Source organism: Nocardioides sp. (assembly GCF_051876515.1).
Classification (GTDB): domain Bacteria; phylum Actinomycetota; class Actinomycetes; order Propionibacteriales; family Nocardioidaceae; genus Nocardioides.
The window spans coordinates 1-3,869 of sequence record NZ_JBJEHY010000037.1 but is presented as its reverse complement, the minus strand read 5'-3'; the positions used below and the strand labels follow the sequence as shown (position 1 = coordinate 3,869).

General features: G+C 71.2%; 3 protein-coding genes. 2 read left to right on the top strand and 1 reads right to left on the bottom strand.

Annotated features, from left to right (window positions below):
- The coding region (locus ACI379_RS02290; protein WP_439790440.1) for a DEAD/DEAH box helicase at positions 1-2,359 on the bottom strand (2,359 nt) is incomplete at its 3' end.
- 353 nt (positions 2,360-2,712) lie between these two features.
- On the opposite strand from ACI379_RS02290, the gene ACI379_RS02285 reads away from it, so the two are divergent.
- Together ACI379_RS02285 and ACI379_RS02280 are read left to right on the top strand one after the other, a co-directional pair.
- The gene (locus tag ACI379_RS02285) at positions 2,713-3,450 is read left to right on the top strand and encodes a hypothetical protein (RefSeq protein WP_439790439.1); all 738 of its coding nucleotides are present in this window, start codon (positions 2,713-2,715) and stop codon (positions 3,448-3,450) included.
- A 207-nt stretch (positions 3,451-3,657) separates the two neighbouring features.
- Positions 3,658-3,869, top strand: a 212-nt coding sequence (locus ACI379_RS02280; protein ID WP_439790438.1) for a hypothetical protein, incomplete at its 3' end; no start/stop codon positions are given.

Here is a 3,869-nt window from a genome sequence, read left to right as displayed (position 1 = left end):
TGATCGTCGACATCTCGCGGATGCCGGTGACCGCCATCTCCAGGGTGCGCGGGATCGGCGTGGCCGACATCGACAGCACGTCGACGCTGGTGCGCAGACGCTTCATCTGCTCCTTGTGCTCCACCCCGAAGCGCTGCTCCTCGTCGACGATGATGAGGCCGAGGTCCTTGAACCGGATGTCGGGGTTGAGCAGGCGGTGCGTGCCCACGACGATGTCGACCGAACCGTCGGCCAACCCCTCGGTGACCTCCTTGGCCTCCTTGTCGGTCTGGAACCGGCTCAGCCCCTTGAGCACCACCGGGAAGCCGCTCATCCGCTCGGTGAACGTGGACAGGTGCTGGGTGACCAGCAGGGTCGTGGGCACCAGGACCGCCACCTGCTTGCCGTCCTGGACGGCCTTGAACGCGGCCCGGACCGCGATCTCGGTCTTGCCGTACCCGACGTCGCCACAGACCAGGCGGTCCATCGGCACGACGCTGCGCATGTCGGCCTTGACCTCCTCGACCGTGGAGAGCTGGTCGGGGGTCTCGGCGTAGGGGAAGGCGTCCTCCAGCTCCCGCTGCCACACGGTGTCGGGCCCGTACGCGAACCCCCGGGTGGCCTGACGGGCGGCGTACAGCTTGATCAGCTCGGCGGCGATCTCGCGGACGGCCTTGCGCGCCTTGTTCTTGCGCCTGGTCCAGTCGCCACCGCCGAGGCGGTCCAGGGAGGGCTGTTCCCCGCCGACGTAGCGGGTCACCTGGTCGAGCGCGTCGGCGGGTACGTAGAGCCGGTCCGGCGGAGCGCCCCTCTTGGCGGCGCCGTACTCGATGACGAGGTACTCGCGGGTGGCCCCGGCGATCTCCCGCTGCTTCATCTCGACGAAGCGACCCACACCGTGCTGCTCGTGCACGACGTGGTCGCCCGTCTTGAGCTCGAGGGGGTCGATCTGCTTCTTGCGACGCGCCGGCATCTGCCGCATGTCGCGGGTCGAGGACTTCTGGCCGGTGAGGTCGTCGGAGGTGAGCAGCGCGACGTGGTGCTCGGTGTCGACGAACCCGCTGTCGAGGGTCGCCGTCGTGACAGTCACGACGCCGCGCCCGCCCGGGGCGGCCCCGCCCGCGGCGAGCGTGGCGGGGACGTCGTTCTCGCCGAGCACCTCGACGAGGCGCTCGGCGGCACCGTGCCCGGGGTGGGTGACGGTGACCTGGAAGCCCTGGCCCAGCCAGCCCTTGACGTCGAGCAGCGCCTTGGCGACGTCGCCGCGGTACGCCTCGGCCGCGGTCGCGGACAGGGTGCGCACCGGCACACCCAGGGCGTCGTCGACCGCGTCCTGGGCGATCCCGAACGGCGCCATCGTCCACCACGGCGTGCCCGCGGTGACGGTCTGCTCACGCACGTCCCCCAGCGAGCGGTACGAGGCAGCGCCGAGGTCGATCGGCGCGGTGCCGCCGCCCGCGGCGGCTGCCCAGCTCGCGCCGAGGAACTCGTCACTGGTGGCGACCAGGTCGGCGGCGCGGGCGCGGGCCCGCTCGGGGTCGAAGACGACCACGTGGGCGTCGCCGGGCAGCAGGTCGACCAGCAGCTCCATCTCGTCCACGAGGACCGGGGCCAGCGACTCCATGCCCTCGACCGCGATGCCGGCGGAGATCTTGTCGGTCATCTCGAGCAGGGCCGGGTGGCTCTCCCCCAGCGCACGCGCGCGGGCCCGGACGTCGTCGGTCAGCAGCAGCTCGCGGCACGGGGTCGCCCACAGCCGGTCGCTCTTCTCCAGGGCGCGCTGGTCGGCGACGGAGAAGTAGCGGATCTCCTCGACCTCCTCCCCCCAGAACTCCGCCCGCAGCGGGTGCTCCTCGGTCGGCGGGAAGACGTCGACGATCCCGCCGCGCACCGCGAACTCGCCGCGCTTCTCGACGAGGTCGACCCGCTGGTACGCCGCAGCGGCCAGCGCCTCGACCACGTCCTCGAGGTCGTGCTGCGCCCCGACGCGCAGGTCGACGGGCACCAGGTCGGCCAACCCCTTGACCTGCGGCTGCAGGACCGAGCGGATCGGCGCCACGAGCACCTTGAGGGCGCCGTCGGTGGCCCCGGAGCCGGGGTGGACGAGGCGGCGCAGCGCGGCCAGCCTGCGTCCGACGGTGTCGCTGCGCGGGCTGAGCCGCTCGTGGGGCAGCGTCTCCCAGCTCGGGAAGAGCGCGACACGGTCCGCACCCACCAGGGACCCGAGCGCGGCGGTCAGGTCCTCGGCCTCACGGCTGGTGGCGGTGACGGCCAGGACGAACCGGCCGGACTCCACCAGGCCGTGCACCACGAAGGGACGCAGGGACGAGGGGCCGGTCAGCTCCAGCGCGCGCACCTGGCCCCCGCGCGCGTCCGCCATCGACCCGGCGAACGCGGGGTCGTCCTGCAGCGCCGAGGTGAGTGCCTGGAGCACCGGGTTCGTACCGGGCTGTGCCTGCGTCACGACGTCTCCTCCGTCCCTGCCGGGGTGCCGCGTGCACGCCCAACAACCCCGGTCGTCGTCGACACGGGGGTACCCCCTCAGTCTAGGGCGGGGCACCGACACCCAACGTTTCCGCGGAGTTGGTCGCACCCGGGGCGCTCACGGGGTTTCGGCGTCGGACCAGCGGGGTACGGTCGGCCCGGGCGGCAGGCTCGTACCGAGGCCCTCGGGGGTGGTGGTCGGCGCCGTCCCCGTCTCGGGACGAACACACCTTCCGGAAGGAACCCCCCATGCGCATCTCCCGCGTCACCGCCGGCCTGGTCACCGCCGGCCTGCTCGGTCTGGCCCCCGTGGCCGTCACGGCCCCGGCCCACGCCGCCGACTACACGACTGCCGTGCAAGTCGGCGCCCAGTACGCCGCCCTCACCTACGGCACCGCCGGCTACGTCGACGCCGCGGCCTACGTCCCTGCCGCGAGCGCCTACGTTCCCACAGGCACCCTGACCCTCGAGGCCAGCACCAACCAGGGCCAGAGCTGGACCGCGCTGAGCACCCTCGACGTCAACCCGTCCGACGCGACTCGCTTCAACAACGTCAAGCCCCAGCAGAACACGACCTACCGGGTCTCCTACTCCGGCGGCGTCTACGGCTCGGACACCTTCCAGGCCAGCACCTCGGCCACCCGGACCGTCAAGGTCGCCCGCAAGGTCACCTTCCCCAAGAAGAACACCTTCACCATGAAGGGCAAGGTCACCCCGAAGTACGCCAACAAGAAGATCGTCATCACGGTCTCCAAGCGCAAGACCTCGGGCTTCAAGAAGTTCAAGACGATCAAGACCAACGGCCAGGGCGCCTACAAGATCGCCATGCCCAAAAAGCGCGGCACCTTCTACTACCGCTTCCGCACCGTCGCGGACAAGCAGTACATCGCCGGCGGCTTCAACCTCAAGCTGACCTACACGGTCCGCTACCGCCGCACCGCTCCCGGCGTCTCGCCGGGGACCAGCACGATCGCGCCGCTCATCTGAGTCGGCCCAGCGAGGCCCCGCCCGGTTCCCGGGTGGGGCCTCGTGCCGTTCCGACCCAACGTTTCCGCACACTTCACGCCATTGCCCGCCAGCGACGTTTTCTCTCCTGAGGATTGGGAAGGATGGGGTGCGGTCTGCTCTGGCGCGGCCGTGGGGGTCACGACAGCCGGACAGCATCTGCTCATCACCACTCGCAAAGGAGATGCCATGCGCATCACCCGTCTCATCGCAGGAGCCGTCTCGGGCGCCCTGCTCGGTCTCGTCCCCGTCACCCTCGCGCCCGCGGCCAACGCCGCGACGCCCGTCAACGTCGCCATCCAGCCCGCGCACAGCTGGATCACCTACGGCGGCACCAGCTACTTCAGGGCCGCGGTGACCACCAGCAGCGGCAGCGGCGTCTACGAGGGCACCGTGCAGGT

Bases quoted from the DNA above. Each gene is read 5' to 3' on its own strand.
- ACI379_RS02285 (WP_439790439.1), top strand. From the start codon at position 2,713: ATGCGCATCTCCCGCGTCACCGCCGGCCTGGTCACCGCCGGCCTGCTC.